Origin of the sequence: Paenibacillus lautus, assembly GCF_050482385.1 — a bacterium.
Lineage (GTDB): Bacteria > Bacillota > Bacilli > Paenibacillales > Paenibacillaceae > Paenibacillus_AQ > Paenibacillus_AQ lautus_B.
This window is the reverse complement of record NZ_JBCNHV010000001.1, coordinates 187928-207850: the sequence shown is the minus strand read 5'-3', so window position 1 is coordinate 207850 and position 19923 is coordinate 187928. Positions and strand designations below refer to the sequence as shown.

Here is a 19923-nt window from a genome sequence, read left to right as displayed (position 1 = left end):
TTCATCACCATATGCTAAAGACTGCGTACCAGTTTAGGATTTTAGGGGAGGGTTAGAGTGGAGCAGCAATTTCACACGTTGTATGATCACGGAGTGCTGTCTTATACGAGGGAAAGCTTGGATCGCCTGGGAATGCCCGAGAAGACGGCGGAAATGCTCGTGCATTGGGGATTGCCGGACTTTGAGCTGCAGGAGCCTCCTTTGGGTCTTCTGTTTCACGAAGCGTTACCGCTACAGGATGTTCATGGCGACTATATCGCGATCGGAAGGGAGATCTGGAGCGAAGGGCTTCATGTCGCGATCAAACGGGATACAGGGGCGGTATGGGCAGTAACGGAGGGCCGTACACAGAAACCGACCTACATGAACGCCTCCATCGATAGCCTGCTCGCCTTTATGGACCGTGTGCTTCGATTCAAACAGCAAACGGAGCGCTTGCAGCCCGATCCCCCTCCCATGATCTTGACGGCAGAAGAATCTCGTTTGAAACTTGAGAAGTTCAGGAGAGGGGAGATCAAGCCGAGAACCCGACCGGACGCCTCGCAGACTCAGCGCGAGTGGAAGAGCGCCTTCGAACAAATGAAGCGGGAGCTGAAAGACATGGATCTTGCTGCCGTCCGTTCCTCTTCATGGTGGGGAATTGTGCTGGAGGAAATGAAGGATCGATTGCGTTAGCGGATAAAGCATTTTAATGTCAGGATGGGAGGATGAAATTTGGGCTTTCAGGATACATACAGATTTGGTGTGCATGCCATCATATCGAACGCCGACGGCAAGCTGCTCTTATTAAAACGGACCTATGGGAACAAGGGATGGAGTTTGCCCGGAGGCGGGGTGGACCCTGGTGAAACGATTCATGAAGCCATTTTTCGCGAATGCCGCGAAGAACTGGGCCTTACACTTCAAGATGCGGTTTTGACCGGATTTTATTATCACAGTCATATCAACGCGCAGGTCGGCATATTCCGCTGTTCGATCACTCTTCATGAGGAAATTATCCTTAGTTCGGAGCATTCGGAGTATAAATGGGCCGAGTGGTCGGAGCTAAGCGAAGTTCAGCGGTTAAGGGCCCAGGATGCATTGGCTTATCAAGGAGAAGTCAAAAGCCGGGCGTTTTAGCATTCATCCTGTTCTTCAAAGAAATGATTACCATTACTGACCCCATGCACAACATCAGGTTTACGCTAACGAATCCCGTTGACGATGTTCCATCCCAAGCGGCTGACGCTGCATCCATAAAGACCTCCATCACATAAAAAAGAGGCTAACCGTGAGAGCGGTTAGCCTCTTTGATATCGGTAAAACCTGATCCCCGGCTCATACCCTGAGACCATGGCATGTGGAGAAACCTCTTACTCCTTCAAAGAGCCAATCAACAGCCCTTTTATGAAATACCGCTGCAGGAAAGGATAGAACAGCACCACCGGGCCAATCGTCAGAATGGCGGTGGCCATCTTCACCGATTCCTGAGGAAGCGTCTGGGTGCCGAGGATGGCTCCGCTGCTCTGCATCTGCTGGATCATGCTGATCTCGGAGTTCAGCTTAAACAGCAGGTATTGCAGGGGATACAGCTTCTCGTTGTCCACCAGCATGATGGCGTTGAACCAGTTGTTCCAATAGGCAATGCCGTAGAACAGCGTGATCGTGGCCAGAACGGGCATGCATAGCGGAAAGTAGATCCGGAACGCGATATAGAAGTCGCTTGCGCCGTCGATCTTGGCCGCTTCCGTCAGGGAAGGCGGGATTTGGGACATGTAGTTGCGCACGAGAAACAGGTTGAACGGGTTGAACACTAGGGATGGAATGATCAAAGCCCAGATGGTGTTGTTCATGCCGAGCTTCAGGTTGATCAGATACCAGGGGACCAGGCCCGTGTTAAACACCATCGTAATGAAAAAGAACAATCCGAGGCCGTTGCGGTAACGGATATGCTTGGCGGCCAGCGTATATCCGGCCATGGACGTAATGGTGACCGCAAGGATCGTGCCGATGACCGTCACGAAGATCGAGATCATGTAACTCCGGTACAGCGACGTACTGCCGAACAGGAGCAGCTTGTAGGCATCCAGCGACAGCTCGCTCGGGAACAGCTGGTAGCCGAATTGCTTAATGCTGGCTTCGTCGGTAAAGGACACCATGAGCACAAGCAGCATCGGCAGGATGCAGAGAATGGAGATGATGCCGATCAGCGCGGCATTCACGCCGTCGAAAAATTTAGGTCTGGACGTCATCTAGGTTTCGCTCCCTTCCGAATGATTCCGGCTTTCTTTAGAACAAGGCATGGTCCGGATTCACCTTCTTCACGATTTTGTTGCTGCCCCATACGAGAATAAAGCCGACCACGGATTGATACAGTCCGACGGCCATGGCCTGTGCCGGATTCCCGATGGTGCGGAGGGAACGGAACACATACGTGTCGATGACGTCAACCGTCGGATACAGCAGCCCGTTGTCCTTCACGATGGCATAGATCATGTCGAAGCTGCCGTACATGATTTTGCCCAAGGCCAGCAGGGTTAAGATGGATATGGTCGGCAGCATGAGCGGAATGGTGATATGGCGGATGAGCTGCCAGCGGGTAGCGCCGTCGATCCGGCCGGCTTCGTAATAACTGTCATCAATTCCCGTTATAGCCGCCAGATAAATGACGAGGTTCATCCCGAGGTCCTTCCAGACCGCCGCGGTCGTAAGAATCCACGTCCAGTATTGCGGGGAGGCGTACCAGTTGACGGGGTCGATATGGAAGAACGCCAGGATCCGGTTCAGGATACCGTAGTCGGTCGACAGCAAGCTGTAGATGATGTAGCTGACGATGACCCAGGACAAGAAATGCGGGAACAAAATCGTGGATTGAGTCACCCTCGAGAACCAGCGGCTCCGGAGCTCGTTGAACAGAATGGCCAGCGCCATGGCTGCGAGCGTGCCAACGATGATAAAGAGAAAATTGAGCTTCAAGGTGTTGAAGGTGACCTCCCAAGCCCGGGGCGACGAGAAGAAGAACTTGAAATTGTCAAAGCCGACCCAGGCGGAATTGAAGAGTCCCGTTTTGAAGTTGAATTTCTGAAACGCAATGAGCATGTACGGAAGCGTGAAATAACCGAAGACCAGCGTATAGATGGCAGCCGGTACGACGAGCAGGTAGGCGGATCCGTTCGAGCGGATTTCGCGCAGGAAGCCGAAGCGGCTTTTTTTCATAAGTAGGCACGTCCTTTCGTAAGTGATGGGGGCTGCAAGCGTAGCAGTTCTGATTCGAGTGTAAAGAGAGTTGCCGCGTGCAGTAAACTATGAAAATGGAGTTTGAGCGGATTGAAGGGGGGGACCCCTGCTTTAAAAAACGGCAAAAACTTCGAATTTAAGTATTTCGCACAGCGTCGTCAGGATTGAATAATGACCGGAAAAGCTTGGTTTTATAAGGGGTTTAGCCGATGAAGTCTATGGAGGGAAGCTTGGGGAGGAAAATAAAGAATGCGTTTTCATGTTGATGTATGCCCTGAGCAAATGTAAGATGAGAGTAAAATATCGATCCGTTCCAAGGGAGCGGATTGCTAGGCAACTCCATTAAACTAACATGTATATTACATATAATGTTAGTGATATTTATGAATGATGAAGATCTCAGTTTACTATACAGATCGAATGATAAGGAGGGAGAATATGATCCGGCAGCGATTATTCCGTTATGCAGTGTACCGAAATATGTTTCTCAGCTTTGTTTTGCTCACGGCAGCTATGATTGCCCTCGTAACCGTCGTCCTGTACATGATGTTCTCCTGGAGCACCGCGAAGGAGGTAGGGAAAATATCCGAGTCGATGCTGAAGCAGAACAGCGCCGTATCCAGCGTCATCCGTGACCAAGTGTATAACGTGGGCAACCTTTTGCTCAGCGACAAGGAGATCGTGAACGCCCTTTTGGACAAAGAGGCCGATCCGGTGAAACAGTATGGCGTGTTCGGCACCCTTAACCGAGTCCAGTCCACCTATCCCTTCATCCATTCGATCGGGATCTATAACGGCTCGAATAACACGTATCTGAATACGAAGGGGATTACCAAGGAGCAGGAGAAAGCGCTGCTGGAGGAGATCAACAACAAGAATACATCATATTTTCACCTGTTCCCGCGCAAGATTTCTTCCGCCACTTCGACGAACCGGAGCGAAGACGTCCTTACGTTCGTTCTCCTTCCGAGCTATTATTCGCCGTTAAGCTCCAAGGGCGCGATCGTGATCAATATGAGCACCGGCACCATCCAGGATCTGATCGGAGGCTACCGCAACGAAGCGGTGGATTCGCTGTACGTCATTGATGATAAGGGAACCATTATCACCCATTCGGATCCGTCCCGGTTCATGGAGGATATATCGCAGGAATCCTATGTCCAGTCCATCCTGGGAACGGACGCGGAAAGCGGTTACTTCACCCGCTCCATCGACGGCCGCAAGAGCCTCGTTACCTACGTGAAATCCAAGGATATGAACTGGACGTTTATCAGCGTAAGCCAATATCAAAATCTGTTGTTCAACATGCAGGCCCTCCGAACGTCGGCGCTGGTTCTCGCTTTGGCCTGCTTCGTCGTCAGCATGTTCTTGTCGATCTGGCTGACGCATCATGCGTACAACCCGATCCGCCACCTGCTGGAGAAAATGAGCGCCATACCGAAAATGAAGGAAAACCGGCGGCAAATCAACGAATTTGCCATTTTGGATACAACTTACGCCGAAATGACGGAGAAAATGAAGTCGATGGAGTCCGAGGCTTCCGTCGCCAGACAGGCCCACGTGCTGCAGCTGCTTAAAGGCGGCGACGAGACGGCATTCCGCCGTTTGGCCCGGGAAGGCAAGGGGCCTTCTTTCTTGGCGGCTGTCCTTTTGCTCGACAGCTTAGACGGCTCGCCCGGGGGCGAGGACGAGGAGCAGCAGTCCTATACCTGCGCAGCCGTCGCCCAGGCGGCTCAGCAGATGCTGGAACCGGAGGGAGCGAGCGTGGCAACGGTGGGGGATGGGACCATTGCGATCATTCTCCCCATGAAGCAGAGCCGGCTTCCGCTCCATGTATTGGGCATGCTGGAGGAGCTGCAGGGCGAGATGCTCCGCACGCTCCGCGTGTCCGTCACTGTCGGCATCGGAACGGCCGCGCAGACGTACGAGGAGCTGCGCGAATCGTTCGATTGCGCGCAGTCCTGCTTCCAGCAGCGCTTCTTCGCAGGCAAGGGCAGGATGTTCCATGGCGATCCGGTCATCGCCGCGGAGTCGGAGCATACCGAGGCGCAGTATCCGGACAAGCGGGAGAAGCGCATCATCGAGGCCATCAAGCTGCAGCAGCGGGATAAATTGGAGAAGGAAATCGATCAGTGGATCAAGGAAATTCGCGATTACAACTATCATGAAGTCATGTTTTTCATCAACCAGTTCATCGGCGGCCTGTACAAGCAGCTCAATGTCCATACGGTGAAAAATCGGGAAAGCGCGGATCTCTTCCTTGACTTTACGCGGCGGATTACCCGCTTTCAGACGCTGCAGGAAACCGCGGATGCCCTGAAGGATCTTGCCCTTAGACTCTGCAACCTGTCCGAGGAATCGGGAGCGGTCCGGCATGCGGAGGTGGTTGATTTTATCCAGATGTACGTACGCAAGCATTATGCAAGGCCGGATATGTCGCTCGAGCAGGTCGCGGGTGAGGTGAAGCTGTCCCGCAGCTATGTCGGCAAGCTCTTCAAGGCGCATTGCGAGCTGTCGTTTAACGATTACCTGAATGCCGTTCGACTGGAAAAGGCCCGGGAGCTCCTCGCAAGCACCGATGAGTCGGTTCAATCGATCAGCGAGCAGGTGGGCATTCTGAATACGACCTATTTCTACACGCTGTTTAAAAAGCACTACCAGATCTCGCCGGCCCAGTTCCGAAGCCAGCATGCGATCGAGACGAAAAAAGCGCAGTGACGGGCGGTTAAAGTGAGGGTTCAGAAATTCGACCTTTCAGCACCGAGAAGGTTGGATGAAGCTAGGGACTGAGTAGCGGAGCGTAGGCAAACTACGTGAGCAACGGAAGGCCCGGCTGAATTCAAGATTCGACGTCGAGACCGCTTCCTGACCTGCTTCGTGATCAAAAGTTGACTTTCTGAACAACCTCTTAAAGCGTTTTAAAATGGCGAAAACCATCATTTTGAAGTATACGTCATCCCTAATGTCTCCTTAAGATAGGAATCGTACCGCATGACTAAACCAAATGAAGACAGGGGGAGACACAGATGAAAAAAAGGAAAGCGCTAGCACTATGGTTAGCCGCGATATTTATGGTATCCGTGATCGCAGGCTGCTCCGGCGGGGGCGATGCCGGCGGCGAGAATGGATCAGCGAGCGGCGAGAACGGCGGAGGGGACAAGCTGCCGGTCCGGTATCTGCTTCCGGGAACCGCACCGCAGGATTTGGAAACGGCGGTTAAAGCGATCAATGAGAAGCTGGAGGCCGATGGTCTGAACCTCACGTATGAACCGACTTACATCGCGTGGGACGTATGGGATCAGAAGACCAACCTCATGATGTCGACGGGCGAGGAGTTCGAGCTGATTGCCATCATGCACGATACCAAAGGACCGACGGTGCTTGCCGGGAGCGGCGGAATCATTCCGATCGACGATCTGCTGGATCAGTATGGCAGCGAGCTGAAAGCTTCCATGCCGGACTGGATCTGGGAGTCGTCGAAAATCAACGGTAAGATCACGTACGTGCCGAATTTCTGGGCGGATACCGCTTATAACGATGGCATGTTCACGATCCGCACCGATCTGCTCGAGAAAAACGGTCTGAAGCCACCGACATCGCCGGAAGAGCTGCTCGATGCAGCCGAGACGCTGCAGAAGAACTGGCCGCAGGACAACAAAAACGTATATATCAAGATGCTGGAGGAGCCTGCCTACTTCCTGCATACGACCTACGACACCTATCCGTTTACCGTGGCCGACAACATGATTTACATCGACCAACAGGGGAACGTGAAGTCATGGTTTGAAACCGAGGAATTCAAAAAAGACGTGTTGTTCATGAACGAGGCTTACAAGCGCGGGCTGATCATGAGCGATCTGCTTACGACGCCGACGGAGGTCATTAACCAGGAAGAGCTGGCCGGTCGTTATCTGTACCGTCCGGGCGACGTCGGCTTGAGCGACGCCATTCTTCAGACGTTCCCGGATGCGAAGCTGGATATTTATTATTTGGCCGACCAGCCGAAATTTAGATCCTACGCGATCCGCAATTCCAACGGGATCTCGGCCACGTCTCCGCACCCGGAGGCCGGCATTCAATTTTTGAACTGGGTGTACAGCAGCCAGGAGAACATGGATCTCGTTCAAAGCGGCGTGAAGGATGTGCATTGGAAGGATACCGGCAAGAATACCAAGGACTATCTGGCCAAGAACGAGAACGGTTCTCCGGCTTATGAGCTTCCGTACTGGCTGCTCGGCCACGTGGAGATGAACCGTTATCCTACGAGTACGGATCCAGCGCGTCTGGAGCGCCGCACGACGGTATCGGACGATGCCGTGAACAGCATCACGATCGGCTTCACCTTCGATCCGACCAACGTAGCATCGCAGTACGCTAATTGCATCGCCGAGCTGAAGACCAGCGTTTATCCGGTCATGCACGGGGTCGTGAAATACGAGGACGCCTACGACAAAATGCTGGCCGCAATGAAGTCCGCTGGTCTCGATGAGGTCGTTGAGGAATACCAACGGCAATTCGATGAGTGGAGAGCCGGTCAGTCGTAAGTTCAGGCGCAGTAACGGCCAAGAAACATCATGGAACAGGGCAATCCTATACCCGGCTTCATTGTCGGGGAGGGTTGCTTTTTTTTCGTGCATCACCATGAAGCGTTCCGTGAAGAGCAGCGAGGCGATTCCGAGGGGATCCGAAAGGGATCAGCGTTACCGCTGTGGGCGGGCTTCAATTCCCCGATATTGAGCAAAATCAAAGTTTTCTCTCAAAAGTAAAGTGTTCAAGACAGGGATTCCCGGGCTAGAGTAAAGGTCATAAGAAGCCTTAATGCTGCTCAAAGAGCAAGAAGCGAAAGTATCGATCAAGGCTGACTGCACGGCAAGAGCCGTGCAGAATAAGGAGGACGTAGTTCATGACCAAGCAAACACAAGCCATCCGGGAAGGCTGGCAATGGTTCACGGAAAGCCGGTACGGCATGTTTATTCATTTCGGGCCATATGCCCAATACGGGCGCGGCGAGCAGGTTCTGTTCCGGGAGCATTTGGACCAAGCCGAATACGCGCGGAAAGCCTGCGAGTGGAATCCGACGTTCTTTGACGCCGAGCTTTGGGCGTACACCGCACGTAAGGCGGGGATGAGATATGCCTGCTTAACGACTCGGCATCATGACGGATATTGCTTGTGGGATACGGCCACGACGGATTATTCCAGCACAAAGCAGGCGCCCGGCCGGGATCTGGTGCGCGAATTTACCGACGCGTTCCGGGCCCAGGGGCTTCGGGTAGGCTTATATTATTCATGGATCGATTGGCGGATCCCGGCTTATTTCGACGGACCGGAAAAGGATCCCGAGGGCTGGGAGACGATGAAGCAGTATTTGCATGCCCAGGTGGAAGAGCTGGTCACGAATTACGGGCGCATTGATCATTTCTTTTTTGACGGGGTCTGGCCGCGAACCGCGGAGGACCTGGACAGCATCAAGCTGGTGGAACGGATGAAGTCGATTCAGCCGGACATCCTGGTCAACAACCGTCTTGGGCTGTCTGAGGAGGAGAAGCTGCATGCGGACGGCGGCGGCGGCTCGGGCGATTCCGAGGTGCTGGGCGACTTCGGCTCGCCGGAGCATGTCATCGTCCCGGATCAGAAGCGGCTGTGGGAATCCAGCCAGGTCACCACGTGGAGGCTGTGGGGGTACACGAACGGCGAACGATGGCGTCCGGCCGACGTCCTGCTCGACATGCTGTGCGAGTGCGCGGAAAAAGGGGGCACCGTGGGCGGCAATCTGCTGCTTAACGTCGGACCGCAGCCCGACGGGCAGCTTCCGCCGGCCTTTGTGGAGCGGGCGCTGAAGATCGGGGAGTGGCTGGACGTTCACGGCGAGGCCATCTACGGCTCCGACGGCGGGAACCTCACAGAGTTCATCACCTACGGGCGGCAGACGATGAAAGACAACAAGCTGTATCTCATCATCCGCTTCTGGGATGGGAGGCCGGTGCTGAGGCTGGCCGATCTGGTGACGCCGGTATCACGGGTGACGCTGCTGACAACGGGACAGGAGCTGTCGTTCCGACAGGAGGGCGACGTGCTGTGGATCGAAGGGCTGCCGCGGGAACGTCCGACCGAGCTGTTCCCGGTCATCCGCATCGAATGCGAGGAGCGGCCGCAGACCAATCAATGGGGAGTGAACCGCCTCTGGACCGGCGACCCTTCCCGGATCGCCGACTGGGCCCGAACGCGCGGAACATCCGTATACGTCGACGGCCAGCCGTGGACGAGAAAGGAGTAAGCGATGAGAACGCTGGTATTTTACGACGAGCATTTTCCTTACGAAGGCGAACGTCCGTCTGCCGAGGCACTGGAGCGATTGGGGGAATGGGCGGTGGTCGCGGGTGCTGCGGACGTGGCTGATCGGCTGACGGAAGGCGGCTGGGACGCGCTGATTCATCTGCACGGGCCGTACTTTTCGAAAGCGGCTTGGGCGGCCATCGAAGGCCACCTGAAGGCGGGCGGCGGTCTTGTTCATGCCGGGGGCGTGCCTTTCCGCAGGCCGGTTCGAGAGCTGAATGGAAGCTGGCATGCCGAACGCGAGCAGCTGGCTTATCACCAGCGAATGGATATCCATGATGCGCTGGCGGTCGACGTGTCGCGCGTCCGGGAGCTGAAAGCCTCCGCCGAATTCCCGATCCTGCAGGGGCGCGAGCAGCTGTACGGCATGGAGCCGACCTGGGGCTTGACGCTGCACCCGACCAAAGCGAGCGACATCCCGGCCGAGATGGGGGCGTGCGGTCCGATGGACGCCGTCATCTCGCCGCTGCTGATTGGCGTGGACCGTGATCGACGAGAGCGGTCCGCTCCGGTCGTCATGCTGGAGCAGCATAAGGGCGATTACGCCGGGGGCCGGTGGATTCTGATCAACCAGCAGCTGAGGGCATCGTTCTGGGAGACGAAAGGGATGGACGTCCTGAAGGATCTGGCCGAATACGCGGGTACGGGCGTGACGGAGCTGTGGCTGAAGCCGAACTATGCCTCCTACGAGCTGGGCGAGCAGATGCGGTTGACGATCCAGTTGCAGACGCTATCCCGGACGTCCGCCCCGGCGCAGACATGGCATTTTGCGGTGAGTCTTATCAAGGAAGACGACGGCGAGATCGTCTGGACCGGACACGAGAAGTCGGAAGCTGGCATGGAACAGCGGGATCTGCAGCAGCTTCGCTTGTCCGTACCGGTACGGCTGGATGCGGGCTTGTATCGGATCGTTTGCGAAGCCGAGTCCGAGTCCGGGGAGCGACGCAACCTGACCCAGGCGGTATGGGGCGTCGACCGTCCGCTGCTGCAGGCGGGAGAGCGGCTGGAATGCGGGCGCGATTACTTCCGCCGCGGCGGGCGGACGGTTCCGATCGTTGGCATGACGTACATGACCTCCGACGTCGCGCGCAAATTTCTCCATCTGCCGAACGTGCAGCGTTGGGATGCGGATATGGCGGAGATGAAGCGGGCAGGGATTAACCTGATCCGGACGGGCATATGGACGGGATACCGGATGATCATGTTTGCCGACGGCCATGCGGCCGAGGACGTCATGCGGGCGATCGATGCCTTTATCCTGACGGCCAAGCGGCATGAGCTGGAAGTGACGTTCACGTTCTTCTCGTTTGCGCCCGAAGCCTGGGAAGGCGTGAACCCCTATCTGGATCCGCGATCGGTGGAGGCGCAAAAGCGCTTCATCGCCTCCATCGTGGGACGTCATAGGGGCACGACCAACGTGCATTGGGACCTGATCAACGAGCCTTCGCTGTTTGATCCGAAGCGAGTCTTCGAGGGGCCGGTATCAGTAGGGGACCGGTTCGAGCGGCAGGCCTGGTCCGAGTGGCTGCGGCAGCGCCACGGGGATGATCTGGCGCTGCTTCAGGAGCGCTGGAACATGACGCCGGGCGAGCTGCCTTCATTCGAGTCGGCGCCTGCGCCGAGTCCGGACGACAAGCTGTTCAACAGCGTGCTGCAGCCTAAGAAGTGGGGACCGTGGATCGATTTCACGCTGTTCACCATGGATATGCATAATCGGTGGGCGTCCGAGCTTATCGGCACCATTCGCCGCTCCGATCCCCGACAACTGGTTACGGTCGGGCAGGATGAGGGCATCTGCTCCCAGCGTCCGTCGCCTTCGTTCTACGGGCCCGCCGTTGATTACACGACGGTCCACTCCTGGTGGCAGAACGATCACCTGGCTTGGGACGGCATATTTACGAAAACGCCGGACAAGCCGAATCTGATCCAGGAGACCGGCATCATGCACGTGCAGCGTCCGGACGGCATCGCCAAGCGGACGGAGGAAGAGCTTCGCAACATCCTGGAGCGGAAGTATGCGTATTCGTTTTCGACCGGGGGCGCGGGTGCCGTGCAGTGGATTTGGAATATTAACTACTTCATGGATAATGCCAACGAATCCAACATCGGTGCACTTCGGGCGGACGGAACTCAGAAGCCCGAAGCCGATGTCTCCTATGACTTCGGCCGCTTCATGAAGGAAGCAGCTGGCCTGTTCGACGATGAACGGCAGCTTGAGGACATCGCTGTCGTTTACCCGTATTCGAATGATTTTTCCAGCCGGAAGCTGGCCTATGAAGCGACGACGAGGGCCATGCGCGCGTTGACGTTCGGCATGAACGTCCATCCGCGAGGCATCGGCGAATACCAGCTGGGGGACTTAAAGCGCTATCCGGCCAAGCTGATCATCGTGCCGAGCGCGCACAATTTCGACGATGCCGCGTTTGCCCAGCTCCTCGACCTGGCAAGGGAAGGGAGCACGGTCCTGTGGACAGGCCCGCTTCGCACCGATGCGTATTGGGGGCCGGCCACGCATCGCCTGCAGCAGGAGATCGGCGAAACCGTCCATGCTAACGTTCTTCGGGAAGAAACGCTGGAGCTGGCGGGAGAGCCTTTCGCCGTGTCGTTCGGCGAACGGAAGATTAACGCGCTCGCGGTGGATCGTCCGGCGGGCCGGTTGGATGGGAAGCTAGAACCCGTCACGGTGACCTTGGGTTCGGGAAGGTTCATCTGGTGCCCGCTTCCGGTCGAAATGAACGAGCGCTGGGAGCCGATCCAGGCGCTGTACGCGGAAGCTATCCGCTCCGCAGCCGTTTCACCTGAGCTGGAATGGCTGAAGGGAGGCGAGCTGCCCGGGATCTATGGCCGCAAGCTGGCGTTCGGGCAAGGAAGCTTGTACGTCTTCGTCTCCGAGCATGGGGCAAGCGCAGATGTTGAGGTAAAGGACCCGGCATCCGGGACAGTCTACGTCTTCGAATTGGAACGGGAGCGGACCGTGATGTTTACGACCGATGCCAGGGGACAAGTGCGGACCGTATATCGGCCGGAGGAGGTACGGATCCGGCAGAGCCAACCATCTTGAGGCGTACTCGCCCCTTAAACGGTTGGAAGAGGGGGTCTTGCTGTTGACCGGGATCGTTACGGCGCGGCGCCGTCTTCTGCACGATACACATAGAGGGAGGTTCTCCAGCCGATCGGATCGTGCCGGAGAGCCTTTTTCTTCCATCGAAAATTTCGGAAGGGCTGCTGCTTAGGCGGTGTGGGGTTAAATCCGATGGGGAAGAGCCTAAACCCGAACCCCATAGGATGCGGGAACATTCAACGAACGGTTGCATGTCATCATTTTGAACGCTTTTAACAGGAAAAAGAAAGGGTGTGCGCGCTATGGACTACAAGGATGCTGCATGGCCGGTTTCGCGGCGGGTCGAGGACTTGCTGGAGCGGATGACAGCGGAGGAGAAAATCGGGCAGCTGATCCAGCCGTTCGGCTGGAAAGCTTACATAAGGAACGACGACGGTACGATCAAACTTACCGAGGAATTCAAGTCGCAGCTTGCGGAGGGAGGAATCGGTTCCTTGTACGGTACGCTGCGGGCCGATCCCTGGACCGGGGTGACGCTGGCAAACGGACTGTCCCCGCGGGAAGGTGCGGAAGCGGTTAATGCGATTCAGCGTTACGCGATGGAGCACTCGCGGCTGGGGATTCCGATTCTGTTCGGGGAAGAATGCTCCCACGGACATATGGCGATCGGGGCGACGGTGTTTCCCGTACCGCTCACGATCGGAAGCACCTGGAACACGGAGCTGTTCCGCAGCATAAGCCGCGCCGTTGCCGCCGAGACAAGAGCTCAGGGGGGAGCGGCCACCTATTCGCCGGTGTTGGATGTGGTACGGGATCCTCGCTGGGGCCGGACCGAAGAAACCTTCGGCGAGGACTCCCATTTGGTGGCCGAATTTGCGGTTGCCGCCGTACGGGGACTGCAAGGCGATCGCCTTGATTCGCATACCAGCCTTCTGGCTACGCTGAAGCATTTCGCGGGCTACGGCGCTTCCGAAGGGGGACGCAACGGAGCCCCCGTTCACATGGGCCTTCGGGAGCTTCACGAAGTCGATCTGCTGCCGTTCCGCAAGGCTGTTGAAGCGGGTGCCTTGTCGGTCATGACCGCCTATAACGAAATCGACGGAGTACCTTGCACGTCCAGCCGGTACCTGCTGCAAGACGTTCTTCGCGAGGCGTGGGGCTTCGACGGCTTCGTCATTACGGATTGCGGCGCTATCCATATGTTGGCATGCGGTCACAATACGGCCGGATCGGGCGTGGAGGCGGCGGCCCTGTCGCTGAAGGCTGGTGTCGATATGGAGATGTCCGGGACCATGTTCCGGGCACATCTTCACCAAGCGCTGGAGCAAGGGCTGATCACTGAAGACGATCTGAATAAGGCAGCCGGCCGCGTGTTGGAAATGAAGTTTCGTCTGGGTCTCTTTGATCGGCCTTATGTGGATCCAGCCTGGGCAGAGCAGGTCATAGGCAGTAAAGAGCATATCGCACTGGCCTACCAGGCTGCGGCTGAAGGCATCGTGCTCCTGAAGAACGAGGGGAACCTGCTGCCCCTGGATTCGAGCAGCGGAACCATTGCCGTCATTGGCCCCAACGCCCATGCGCCGTACCATCAGCTTGGCGATTATACCTCTCCCCAGCCGCCGGGGCAGGTCGTAACGGTGCTGGACGGCATCCGCCGACGGCTGGGAGACAGCCGTGTTCTATATGCCCCGGGCTGCCGCATTCAAGGCGATTCAAGGGAAGGGTTCCCTCACGCGCTGGCGTGCGCCGAGCAAGCCGACGTCATCGTGATGGTGCTTGGGGGTTCTAGCGCAAGAGATTTCGGAGACGCTACCATCGATCTTAGAACGGGTGCCTCTGTCGTAACCGGACATGCCGAGAGCGAGATGGAATGCGGGGAAGGGATTGACCGCTCGACCCTAACGCTGATGGGCGTGCAGCTGGAGCTGCTGCAGGAGCTCCATAAGCTCGGCAAGCCGGTGGTCGTCGTCTATATCAACGGACGGCCGATTACGGAGCCGTGGATCGACGAGTTTATTCCGGCGATCGTAGAAGCTTGGTATCCCGGTCAGGAGGGAGGGAACGCGATCGCGGACGTACTGTTCGGCGACGTCAATCCGTCTGGTCGGTTGCCGCTGTCCATTCCGAAGGAGGTCGGTCAGCTGCCGGTTCCTTATAATGCCAGACGGACCCGGGGCAAGCGTTACCTGGAGACGGATCTTGCGCCGCGGTATCCGTTCGGCTTCGGCTTAAGCTATACGGAATTCCGATACGGCCGTCTGACGGTCGAGCCGGCCTTTGTCCCCATAGGCGGCGAAACCACGGTCCGGATTGACGTGACCAACGCGGGATCACGGGACGGCGCGGAAGTCGTTCAGCTGTACGTCTCCGATTTGGCCGCCTCCGTGACCCGTCCGGAGAAGGAGCTGAAAGGCTTCCGCAAGGTGTTCCTGAAGGCCGGGGAGACGAAGGAGGTGACGTTCACCATCGGCAGCGAGCAGCTGGAATTAATCGGCCTTGACCTGAAATCGGTGGTGGAACCCGGCGAGTTCCGCATTCAGGTCGGCCCCGACTCGACGAGAGGAGAGATCGCAAGCTTGATGGTGGAAGGTTAAAGATCGTACGCTCGAAGGGGGGCAAATAGCTTCTAGCCCAGCTCCTCCCACCGGATCGCTTTGGTTGCGTCGGATGACAAGCCGAAAGCATACCAACCCGGTGAAAGATGGTGGGGGCGGTCGAGTGCTGAACGCGTTGAAAAAAGGATAGCCGAATCCAATGGAGAATACCCTTATATAAAGCCAATTGCTGTGCTCATCTCGGGTGTAGAATCCGGGGGCTTTTTCGACGGGATCGTTGTATTAGGATATCGTGCATTCCGATCGACCGATAAAGCGATCAAGAGAGGAGAGAGCAGAATGAAGGAAGCGTTTCTTCAATTGTACGACTATCACATGTGGGCGAACGAAAGAGTATGGAATCATTTACAATCCTTGCCGGAAGGCGTGTTTCTCCAGGAAGTGAACCTGGGCTTCAACTCCATCGCGGAAGTCTTCGGTCACCTTGCAGCTGCGGAGGAAGTTTGGTTTGCCCGAATCAAGGAGGAGAGTCCTCCGTCGCTTGCTGCGAGACAATTTGCGAATTTGGAAGCAGCTCGTCAATACATGAGCCAGCTCCAAACACGGCACCGCGAATATTTAACGTCGGCTCACGATATGGGGAAGGTTGTGACTTATCACAACACTGCGGGGGAAGCATTTCAAAATTCGATTTCGGAGATTCTCCAGCAGGTCGTAAATCATGGAACCTACCATAGGGGCAATATCACGACAATGCTCCGGCATTTGGGACATAAGGGGATCATAACGGATTACATTGCCTTTTTAAGGGCATAGTTTTAACTCACCACACATAGGGACTTCCTGTTGCCATGATCTTCATGAGCCGAGGGAGTCTTTTGCTATTTTTACCAAACGGAAATTAGGATGTGAAATAAAATGTGGATGCTAGGGGAAAAGAAGGATGGTGTTATGAAAATATACAGGCTGAATGAGCTGGAAGGTTCATGTTACATAAAAGTACTGCCGGGGCCATACCGTAATCGGTGCTGGAACGAGGATTCGATCTATATGGATGAAGAGACTTTCGGTTACCTGGATAGCGCCGTTGAAAAAGAATACGAACCATACGACCACTATGCTTTAATGAATTGGAAGCAGAAAGATGGAGGCGGATCGTGAACAGGCTTGAAGAAACGCTGTTTTTTTGGAGAGGCCATCCCCAAGCGGAGGAGTTGAAGGACCATATTGGCTTCATATTTACTTCGTCTGAAACGGATTTTATCGAGGCCCTGGAAGAGAATATGGATCAATTAATCCGGCTCATGCAGGAATTCGTGGACTGGATCGAAATTGAGATTAAAGGGTTAACCTTATGGGACGAGTGCTCGGGCAGTTAAATCATTAGGGTTGGATTTCACTATTAGGGTCTTGAATGTGTCTTGGGAATCGTTTTAAGTAGAGATTATTTATAAATATAAATGGTATAGTTCTTCCTGTGAATCTCTTATATGATGTAAGGAATGCCTCTAAAGAAATAGATTCTAATAGGAACGATTCACTCGCTTCACCTAACATGGGGATTACAGGTTCAAACTTTACGATCCTGTTTAGTCACCATGCCCGCAATAGAACGGAAGCATCATTAACTATAATCGAAAAGGTGATTGCTATGAAAAAAATTAGAAGATCCAAAATCGTTGAAGGTACAACCATACCGGGGGTGATTTGCAACGGAGGGCAGTACTTTTATATTGATGTAGATATCTATGATGATGGCATGACGAATTGCTGGGAGCTTGTTGACCTTAAAGGCTTAAAAAACAAAATCGATTCCAACTGGCTGACGCCTGTCGTACCGATTGGCCAAAATCTGTCTATTCATGGGCTGGGTGAGTTCCAAGTTAATGAAGCGAGCTGGAGATTTAATCAAGAAAGCTATTATGAGCACATTGAGCAGACCATTCGGCTCTTGAATCCGGAATTCGTGAATGTATATGAAGTTTCAGAGCGGGAGCAGCAGCAACGGGAAGCCAGAAGAGTGGCCGATTCTCCCCGTCCCACTGATTTTTATGTAAAAAGCGAACTGTTCTACCAGACGGTGGAGGGTGACGGGTTTAACATTTTCATGAAATACGAAGGCGCGAATTATTTAGTTCATCTGAATGTATACCAGGACGGTCAAGTCATGATCTACAACCTGCCCCAAGACGTCCAGTGCCATCTTGACGAAGCAAGCGCTTGGTTTCAGAACGGGACTTTGTTTACTACATTTGATAGCGAATTGCCTGTTCGCATGGTAGGACTTGGCGAAGTTACATTATCTGAACCGCTGTACGCGGCAGAGATTGAGGAGAAACATAAGGAATTCATGGATCTTCACAAGAAACTGAATGGAGAGAAAACAGCGTTAGAAGAATGCAGGGATGCTTACTATTTATATTTAGAAAATCCCATCGAGTTTTACAGAGAAAAACTTAGAGAGAAATATGAACGAGTACCCGAGCATGAGAGAATGTACCTAGGCGATATGGATACTAAAGATTGGGATTACCAAAGAATCCTCTATCGACCGGATGAGAAAAGAGAAGTGTAATGATGCTGCTTTAGAGTGCATTACATCGAAACATACATATAGAATGGAGGGCTTTATCCTATGTATAGTTTGTATGGAGAGCTGTGTACGGAAGTGTATGATCTGAGTAAACCATTAGGTTTCTCGTTTGGCGACGTGGAGTATTATTTAGAGCGTCTGAAGGACGTAAAAGGGAAGGTGCTCGAAGTCGGCTGTGGATCAGGCAGGGTGTTAATTCCGCTGCTTCAAGCGGGGATTGATATAGAAGGTGTGGATAATTCAGCAGCTATGCTGGATTCTTGCAGGAGACGAGTCGGTGAGTTGGGCCTAGCAACTAAACTGTATGAAGACGAAATGCATAACTTTGCGTTGACCGATTCGTATGAGGCCATTATCATTCCTGCCGGATCTTTCCAATTAGTGGAGGGGCGGGAGCAGGCAGTCGCGGCACTGCATCATTTTTATTCTCATTTGAAACCTGGTGGCAGATTAATTATGGATTTGTTTATTCCTACTGATATCGAAGCGAATCATGCCTCTACTAGAAGTTGGGAAACTTCTGATCATGAAGTGATCATATTAGAAGAAAGAATCACGGAAATGAATCTGCTGGAGCAGAAAACTGTGTCGATTATGAAATATGAAAAGTGGAAGGAAGGAAATCTGATTCAGACCGAACTGCAACGGTTTCCTCTAAGTTGGTATGGATATCACGAATTTGAACTCATGCTGGAGAAGCAGGGGTACGAAGAGATCACGAAATCGGCTGACTATGCATGGTTGAATAAACCAGTTAAAGCGGATCAGATGATTACATTCGAGGCTAGGAAAGCTCCGATAGGGCGCTAGTAGAACTAGTGCCCTCAGGGGGGGAATCCATAGGTGCGTGGTAACCCTGTGCAGGGATTAATTAGAATCAGTGAGGTGATTGAATGCCGTATGACGCAGACTTAACCTCCGCAGATGTGGATCGATTACTCCAATACCTCGAATATTTCCAGGATCCTGGGTCCGTTTTTTACCATGAAGTAAATGGGTACATGTGCGAAAGTGAGGAAATCGGAAATTTTCGTAAAGTGTTAGATGATGTCGGCTTCTTAATGGTATTTAACTGGAGCGACTGGTTAATGGAGAACGAGATCTATAGGAACTTAGATAACAATATGGATAGCAGCATCATGAACGCCGATCTAGAAACCCTTAGAAAATTAATGACCAGTTATATTCGCGGGGATCGATTTAACGAAGGGTTATTTATCAGCGTATGTATGAAAGGGCACGCAGCTCAAATTTTGTTAAGACTTAGAGAATTAAAGGGCACGTTATCATGATCATTCGCATACTTGTCATCGTCGTACCGAAACCGAGACAATAACAGGAACTTTTATTCAATTCAATTTAAGAGATGATAAAAAGATACTCCTGGCCGAATATAAAAGACATGCCTATTACGTTGGGGAATTGATCGAAACAGAGGAGGGCTTTGCAGCTGTGAAGCTGACTCCAACCCTCGATATTGGAATTACAATTGGCGTTACATTGGACTGTAAAACATGGGATGGCAGTCAGTACACCATGTCATTATTCAAAGAAAAACAAAATAACACACCAAAATATGTTAAGGAATTGGAGTTATATGTATCGATAGCAGAAAAGGGTACCGGCACGGAAACGTCAACAATAGGTCAGGACTTAGTACAGTCATATGAGGTGATGTAGTCAGAGCGTGAGGTAGGAATAACAATGACAGCCATACTACAATTGAATCTTGGGTGGGCATGGTTTCCCTTCGAAAGGGGGTGAAGCCGTGGAGGTAAAGGGTGCATTAACGATTATGTTTCTGTTTGGATCGTTCATTCTTGCTCTTTTAACATACATTAATAATAACAACAAGAAAAAGTAAAAACCCACCCAAAGGTTAAGCGCCGAAGGTGGGTTTTTCGTTCCTGAATGACTTAGAAGGGAACAAACCATCCAAGCCAATTGTACTGACCAAGTGTTCGCCGCACTTGGTCTTTATTACACATATAATACCATAAAATAAAATATGTATCAAAGCTTAGAAAATTCTGATGAAACGTAGATGACGAGTTGTATGCAAGAAAGTTCTCATCTTGTAACATCGCTCTTTCGCTGTCGATATATTGAAGGAGAAGTTATAGGCGATAGTGAAATAGAAGCAAAAGAAGAACTCATAAAAT

17 protein-coding genes are annotated in these 19923 nt (G+C 53.5%); 15 read left to right on the top strand and 2 right to left on the bottom strand.

Going from position 1 to position 19923, the window contains the following annotated elements:
• The first annotated feature begins 57 nt into the window (after window positions 1–57).
• Together ABEW73_RS01050 and ABEW73_RS01045 are read left to right on the top strand one after the other, a co-directional pair.
• Window positions 58–675: an SUKH-4 family immunity protein gene (locus tag ABEW73_RS01050; RefSeq protein WP_430172586.1), complete on the top strand. Its 618-nt coding sequence runs from the start codon at window positions 58–60 to the stop codon at window positions 673–675.
• Window positions 676–714: 39 nt separating this feature from the next.
• Complete coding sequence (locus tag ABEW73_RS01045; protein WP_430172588.1) at window positions 715–1119, top strand: NUDIX hydrolase; 405 nt, start codon at window positions 715–717, stop codon at window positions 1117–1119.
• Between the two features lie 233 nt (window positions 1120–1352).
• Here ABEW73_RS01045 and ABEW73_RS01040 read toward each other — a convergent pair whose 3' ends face one another.
• Window positions 1353–2231 (bottom strand): carbohydrate ABC transporter permease, encoded by an 879-nt coding sequence (locus tag ABEW73_RS01040; protein ID WP_430172589.1) that lies wholly within the window; start codon window positions 2229–2231, stop codon window positions 1353–1355.
• 37 nt (window positions 2232–2268) lie between these two features.
• Window positions 2269–3195 carry an ABC transporter permease gene (locus ABEW73_RS01035; protein WP_009589944.1) on the bottom strand — a complete coding sequence of 309 codons (927 nt, stop codon included), beginning with the start codon at window positions 3193–3195 and terminating at the stop codon, window positions 2269–2271.
• 459 nt (window positions 3196–3654) lie between these two features.
• Between ABEW73_RS01035 and ABEW73_RS01030 the strand changes: the two genes are divergently transcribed.
• The 13 genes from ABEW73_RS01030 (at window position 3655) to ABEW73_RS00970 (ending at window position 19625) form a co-directional block, all read left to right on the top strand.
• The gene (locus ABEW73_RS01030) at window positions 3655–5934 is read left to right on the top strand and encodes a helix-turn-helix domain-containing protein (RefSeq protein ID WP_430172591.1); all 2280 of its coding nucleotides are present in this window, start codon (window positions 3655–3657) and stop codon (window positions 5932–5934) included.
• Window positions 5935–6242: 308 nt separating this feature from the next.
• The gene (locus ABEW73_RS01025; RefSeq protein ID WP_430172593.1) at window positions 6243–7760 is read left to right on the top strand and encodes an extracellular solute-binding protein; all 1518 of its coding nucleotides are present in this window, start codon (window positions 6243–6245) and stop codon (window positions 7758–7760) included.
• 359 nt (window positions 7761–8119) lie between these two features.
• Window positions 8120–9493 carry an alpha-L-fucosidase gene (locus ABEW73_RS01020; protein WP_430172595.1) on the top strand — a complete coding sequence of 458 codons (1374 nt, stop codon included), beginning with the start codon at window positions 8120–8122 and terminating at the stop codon, window positions 9491–9493.
• Window positions 9494–9496: 3 nt separating this feature from the next.
• Window positions 9497–12613 carry a glycoside hydrolase gene (locus ABEW73_RS01015; protein WP_430172597.1) on the top strand — a complete coding sequence of 1039 codons (3117 nt, stop codon included), beginning with the start codon at window positions 9497–9499 and terminating at the stop codon, window positions 12611–12613.
• A 302-nt stretch (window positions 12614–12915) separates the two neighbouring features.
• Window positions 12916–15207 carry a glycoside hydrolase family 3 N-terminal domain-containing protein gene (locus ABEW73_RS01010; protein ID WP_430172599.1) on the top strand — a complete coding sequence of 764 codons (2292 nt, stop codon included), beginning with the start codon at window positions 12916–12918 and terminating at the stop codon, window positions 15205–15207.
• A 300-nt stretch (window positions 15208–15507) separates the two neighbouring features.
• Entirely contained in the window at window positions 15508–15984 is a 477-nt protein-coding gene (locus ABEW73_RS01005; RefSeq protein WP_430172601.1) for a DinB family protein, read from the top strand.
• 135 nt (window positions 15985–16119) lie between these two features.
• Window positions 16120–16329 (top strand): hypothetical protein, encoded by a 210-nt coding sequence (locus ABEW73_RS01000; RefSeq protein WP_430172602.1) that lies wholly within the window; start codon window positions 16120–16122, stop codon window positions 16327–16329.
• On the top strand, window positions 16326–16547 hold the full coding sequence (locus ABEW73_RS00995; RefSeq protein WP_430172604.1) for a hypothetical protein: 222 nt from the start codon (window positions 16326–16328) through the stop codon (window positions 16545–16547). Before ABEW73_RS01000 ends, ABEW73_RS00995 begins: the two co-directional genes overlap by 4 nt.
• A gap of 272 nt (window positions 16548–16819) precedes the next feature.
• Window positions 16820–17743, top strand: coding sequence for a DUF7638 domain-containing protein (locus ABEW73_RS00990; RefSeq protein ID WP_430172606.1), 924 nt, complete (start codon window positions 16820–16822; stop codon window positions 17741–17743).
• A 60-nt stretch (window positions 17744–17803) separates the two neighbouring features.
• Window positions 17804–18571 carry a class I SAM-dependent methyltransferase gene (locus ABEW73_RS00985; protein WP_430172608.1) on the top strand — a complete coding sequence of 256 codons (768 nt, stop codon included), beginning with the start codon at window positions 17804–17806 and terminating at the stop codon, window positions 18569–18571.
• 83 nt (window positions 18572–18654) lie between these two features.
• Window positions 18655–19053, top strand: coding sequence for a DUF6508 domain-containing protein (locus ABEW73_RS00980; protein ID WP_430172611.1), 399 nt, complete (start codon window positions 18655–18657; stop codon window positions 19051–19053).
• A gap of 160 nt (window positions 19054–19213) precedes the next feature.
• Window positions 19214–19441, top strand: a complete 228-nt coding sequence (locus ABEW73_RS00975; RefSeq protein ID WP_430172613.1) for a hypothetical protein — start codon at window positions 19214–19216, stop codon at window positions 19439–19441.
• Between the two features lie 88 nt (window positions 19442–19529).
• Complete coding sequence (locus ABEW73_RS00970) at window positions 19530–19625, top strand: putative holin-like toxin (RefSeq protein ID WP_430172614.1); 96 nt, start codon at window positions 19530–19532, stop codon at window positions 19623–19625.
• Window positions 19626–19923: the final 298 nt, after the last annotated feature.